This window comes from Microcystis sp. LE19-84.1B, assembly GCF_027531875.1.
GTDB classification, from domain to species: domain Bacteria; phylum Cyanobacteriota; class Cyanobacteriia; order Cyanobacteriales; family Microcystaceae; genus Microcystis; species Microcystis panniformis.
On sequence record NZ_JAPZSR010000138.1, the window covers coordinates 1 to 4,344 of the forward strand.

Sequence of the window (4,344 nt, forward strand, 5' to 3'; positions counted from 1 at the left end):
GGATTGTTAGCTTGAAGTTAAAGCCGAAATTTTGGCCGTCTAACGCACCCTACTGGACTAGGTAATAGGTGTAGGGGTAATTCATGAATTACCCCTACAATAACGTTTATAGGACTTACGCACTGTACAAATTCACCATGGTGTGTATGAAGGAAAATCCGTCGTTTCAGACTTTTGGCGATTAACTTCTGATCGATAGCGATCGCTCAAAAGTCATCAAAAAATCACGTTGGCTCTTCTGGTTTCTGTGTGGAAACGAGGTCTATACTGATGGTTTCTTCGTCAAAATAGCCCTAAAAGTCTTGCCCGATAAGCATTTCACAATTCCATAAGCAAAAATTATCACACAAAGTCGAGAAGAGCCTCACGTTAAAATGCCCGAAACCCATACCTCATATTTGGTCGATCCTGTCAATGCGTAAGTCCTATATTATTAATTGAGGCTTTCGATAAAGAACGCAAATAGGACAATAAAAATAAAAGGGTGCGTTAATTGCACCCTATAGGATTGGCGATCGCTCTGAAAGTCCTTATCGGTCTGATTGGGGTGCGACAATGATCGCCACAATTTCCGACTAGAATAAAGAACCAGCAACTCTCAATGATTACGAATTTCACTGAATGGCAACGGTCATTAGAATTGGACATTTTCGGTTTCACTTCTATTCCGATGAAGGTTCCGAACCGCCACATATTCAGGTACGTTCTCCTGATGGTGAATGTAAATTTGGGCTTGAACCGATAATCATTTTAGCTTCCAATCGTGGTATTCCTTCCCATGAGCTACGGGAACTAGAGAGGCTAGTTTATAAAAATCAAGACCTTTTAAGGAGTGCTTATCGTGATTTCCACAAACATTAATCCTATAATGACTGTTGAGCCTGCCGCCATTCGAGCCTGGGCAGAAGAACGCATGATATACGTTGAACTCAGTGATGGACCTATTATCGGTTTTCCTGGCGACCGCTTCCATATTTTGAAACAAGCAACGAATGAGCAATTGGCGGCGGTTAAGGTTGAGGTAAATGGCTATGCTCTACGGTGGGAAGAATTGGATGAGGATATTACCGTTCCTGGGATTGTCGCTGGTCATTTTCAGTTACCGCCTTTCTAATCTGTTTGGATAGTTCAAGCAATTGTAGGATGGGTTGGCGTAGGCGATCGCACTGTTGGAAAGTTTAATTAACAAGAAGATAGCGATCGCACTGACCTCCGACAAGATCGGCGATCGCCCTCAAGAATTGCACTAAAGTGTATCTCGGTATTCTTCAAGTAGGGCTAAAATATCTGCTAGTTGGTTTCTGTGGAAGTTGTTGGGGTTAAGTTGGAATCGGATGATTGCAGTACGGTATCGAGTTTCGATTCGAGTTCGGCGAGTTTCTCGTTCTGTTTTTTCAAGTCGGACAAGCCCCCGTAGGATTTGATCCAATGTAACAAGGCTGAAAGTAATCCCTGCGAAGAGAAGTCCGAACCATTGGGGGATGATAATTTGTTCGTTGCCGAGTTGGATTGAGTCATAGTTGAGGATTATTCCTGTTAAAAAGACGAATAGGGTGGTAAGGATACCGATAAAGGTCTGAAAATCAGGCATTAGATTTTTGTTGACTTAATTTCATTTTAGCATTGAGTTTTCAAGGCAAATTGTTTTGAAAAACGCCCCTTATCAACCATCAACAATCAAACCGCGACCGCAAAATTTTCTAAATTTTGCAATACTAAAAAATACTTGCCTTAGTCATCAACGTTTTTGACGGGTTACACTATGCTAAACCATCCGGGGCGTTGCTGATTTGAGATATGAATCTTCTTTTGTGGGATTTTTAAAACCTAGACCCAAACTAACTTTTGGATGGGTGCAAGGTTGTCATTCATACCTTGATTCAGCAACGCCAACCATCCTAGACAATCAGCGATCGCACTGAGAAGTGTGACAACTGCTTCACTCATAGCTTTAACTGATAGCTCCTAGACTATTTTCTATCCATTGGGGTAACATGGCGCTCGCCGTTGCCAAGGCTAAAATAATCGCAGTTTGAAAGTTTAATTAACAAGAAGATAGTGATCGCACTGGATGAAAGTGTTTCTAAGGCGATCACCAAAGGTTTAAGAATGGGAGGGATTGATGTTACAATCTCTTCAGAGGAAGGACTGATTGGGGCTTCTGATGAGGAACAGTTAGCTTATGCTTTGTCGCAAGGCTGAGTTGTTTTCACGTTTCCTGTCTCTGGTATTGGAAGCTGCGATCACCGGTGATTAAGTTTTGGTTTTTAAATTTAAGATCAGTTTTGGAGACATGAATAAAATTTGGCAAGGTCTTTTTTCTGTGGTTATTTGGGGGTAGAGGTTGAATTAACCGATGAGCGAGAACAGCATATTATTGATCGCCATCCAGGGACATTACCCGATTATGAGGAGCAATTAGCCCAGACTTTAGCTGATCCAGATTTAATTCGTTCTAGCGATCGCGATGAAAAGGCGTTGTTATTTTCTAAGTGGTTTTCAACGATTCGGACGGGACGATTTTTAATTGTGGTGGTGGTTTCCCAATCTGCTCTTAGTCGTCATTGGATCGTGACCATATACACAGCCCGAAAAATTACAGGGGGAATAATGGTATGGAAAAAAATCTAACTTTTCGCTATGACCCGACGGGAGATATTCTTTATGTAGATGTCTGTTCTCCTTATGCAGATCAAGAGTCGGAGGAGATTGGGGATGAAATTGTCGCTCGTCTAAATCCGACTTCTGGGGAGATTGAGAATTTGGAGATTTTATTTTTCTCGAAACGCTGGAATCAATCCTTACCGTTACAATTGCCGATTGATGCTGCTTTTCGATTAGTGGGATAATGGGACGCACCCTCCGCGATCAGCGATCGCACTGTTTTGACAGTTCAAGCAACGGCAAGATTGGTCGGCATGGTGTAACGTAATATTAGAAAAATATGTCGTATTCAAGAGTAAAAAGACTTGATTAGATAGCATACTCAGTCTAAAAAACATTGGGTTTGATGACTGAAGGTAAATTTTAGCTTACATTAACATCAGCAAAAGCCAAGAGGTTACTAATGACTCAAGCGATTCGTCAAACAATTTTTGTTCAGTCAGATGGTCGTCTAGAAATTCAGTCAGATCAGCTTTTCCCTGGGAGAAAAGTAGAGGTTATTGTTATTCTGGAATATGACCCTGCAATCTCATCAGCAGAAGCTTTAGCCATTAAGAGATTGGAAAATTTAGGTGATCCGCAGGAATGGATAACTGGGGTTGAAGCAGATGAGGAAATTGATGAGGATGAGTTAAGGGAATGGGTTAAAAGTTGTGGCTACTAAAAATCATTATTTAGTGCAATGGGTGGCTGATTTCCAAAATGATTTAGTTTGTTTACCTGCCGAATTGCAGGCTCGTTAGACCAAGTATCAAAAACTTCTAGCGATAGACCCCTATCACACTTTGGGGTGGCCTAGTCATCATTTAATGGGTAAGTTGAAGGGGTGTCGTGCGATTGAAATTGATTAAAATGGTGTTAGTTATCGTCTGGTTTATCAAGTTCATGAAAAATCCAGTCCCAAACGAGTCTTAATTTTAAGTTTTGCAGAACACGATCCTGCCTATGAAAGGGCAAAACAAAGAAAGCAATAATATTGCTGATAGCGGTAGAATGGGTTAGCATAGCGTGGCGTATCGCAATATTGATTAAAGTGTTTTGAAAAGGTAAAAGCTGCATGGGATGCACCCTACGCAATCAGCGATCGTACTGGATGAAAGGGTTTCTAAGGCGATCGCCAAAGGTTTAAGGATGCGAGGGATTGATGTTACAATGTCTTCAGAGGAAGGGTTAATAGGGGCTTCTGATCAGGAATAGTTAGCTTATGCTTTATTGCAAAGCCGAGTTATTTTCACTTTCGATGATGGCGATCGCTGATGCTTCTACGCTCTGTGCTAATATCTTCAATATTATAGGTGCTTTTGCTTTATGAAAAATCAGTTATTAAAATTAGCTTTTGAAGTAGAAATTGAAGAAGGGGAGCAACTCAATCTTCCCAGTTCTATTGTGCAAGGAATTGGTAAAGGGAAGTGGGTGATTACTATTCAGCCCAAAACCTTAGTTAGCGATCGCCTTCATTCTTCTTTTTTGAATAGTTATGCCCCAGAAGACGAAGGTTTATATGACGATTATTAAAGGAGGTGAGTTCTGGGTTGCCAAAATTCTGGCTCTTCGGGAATTGTTATGCAAATAATTAACTTAAAATAAAATTCGATGAGAGCAACTACGCTCAAAAGTAGCTGAAATTCATACAGGAAAGGACTTAAGGCACAAATAGGTTAATACCAAAAGATAGACAAT

The 4,344-nt window shown here is 40.8% G+C and carries 9 protein-coding genes; 7 read left to right on the forward strand and 2 right to left on the reverse strand.

The genetic code is table 11. The annotated features are described in order from the left end of the window. The first annotated feature begins 621 nt into the window (after window positions 1–621). Both O9324_RS08410 and O9324_RS08415 read left to right on the forward strand, forming a co-directional pair. Window positions 622–861, forward strand: coding sequence for a DUF4160 domain-containing protein (locus O9324_RS08410; RefSeq protein WP_287630277.1), 240 nt, complete (start codon window positions 622–624; stop codon window positions 859–861). A 7-nt stretch (window positions 862–868) separates the two neighbouring features. Continuing rightward, window positions 869–1,114 (forward strand): DUF2442 domain-containing protein, encoded by a 246-nt coding sequence (locus O9324_RS08415; protein WP_287630278.1) that lies wholly within the window; start codon window positions 869–871, stop codon window positions 1,112–1,114. A 132-nt stretch (window positions 1,115–1,246) separates the two neighbouring features. Here O9324_RS08415 and O9324_RS08420 read toward each other — a convergent pair whose 3' ends face one another. Next, on the reverse strand, window positions 1,247–1,591 hold the full coding sequence (locus tag O9324_RS08420; RefSeq protein WP_043995635.1) for a hypothetical protein: 345 nt from the start codon (window positions 1,589–1,591) through the stop codon (window positions 1,247–1,249). Between the two features lie 467 nt (window positions 1,592–2,058). Here O9324_RS08420 and O9324_RS08425 point away from each other — a divergent pair, with 467 nt between their 5' ends. The 4 genes from O9324_RS08425 (at window position 2,059) to O9324_RS08440 (ending at window position 3,328) form a co-directional block, all read left to right on the forward strand. Next, window positions 2,059–2,202 (forward strand): DUF5615 family PIN-like protein, encoded by a 144-nt coding sequence (locus O9324_RS08425; protein ID WP_002769316.1) that lies wholly within the window; start codon window positions 2,059–2,061, stop codon window positions 2,200–2,202. A gap of 102 nt (window positions 2,203–2,304) precedes the next feature. Then, on the forward strand, window positions 2,305–2,631 hold the full coding sequence (locus O9324_RS08430) for a hypothetical protein (RefSeq protein WP_287630279.1): 327 nt from the start codon (window positions 2,305–2,307) through the stop codon (window positions 2,629–2,631). Continuing rightward, the gene (locus O9324_RS08435; RefSeq protein ID WP_002769319.1) at window positions 2,616–2,849 is read left to right on the forward strand and encodes a DUF2283 domain-containing protein; all 234 of its coding nucleotides are present in this window, start codon (window positions 2,616–2,618) and stop codon (window positions 2,847–2,849) included. Before O9324_RS08430 ends, O9324_RS08435 begins: the two co-directional genes overlap by 16 nt. Before the next feature lie 218 nt (window positions 2,850–3,067). After that, window positions 3,068–3,328 (forward strand): hypothetical protein, encoded by a 261-nt coding sequence (locus O9324_RS08440; RefSeq protein ID WP_002769321.1) that lies wholly within the window; start codon window positions 3,068–3,070, stop codon window positions 3,326–3,328. A gap of 194 nt (window positions 3,329–3,522) precedes the next feature. Here the strand turns inward: O9324_RS08440 and O9324_RS27185 are convergent, their stop codons facing one another. Next, window positions 3,523–3,723, reverse strand: coding sequence for a hypothetical protein (locus O9324_RS27185; RefSeq protein WP_002769323.1), 201 nt, complete (start codon window positions 3,721–3,723; stop codon window positions 3,523–3,525). A 249-nt stretch (window positions 3,724–3,972) separates the two neighbouring features. On the opposite strand from O9324_RS27185, the gene O9324_RS08450 reads away from it, so the two are divergent. Further along, complete coding sequence (locus tag O9324_RS08450) at window positions 3,973–4,179, forward strand: hypothetical protein (RefSeq protein WP_002760310.1); 207 nt, start codon at window positions 3,973–3,975, stop codon at window positions 4,177–4,179. Window positions 4,180–4,344: the final 165 nt, after the last annotated feature.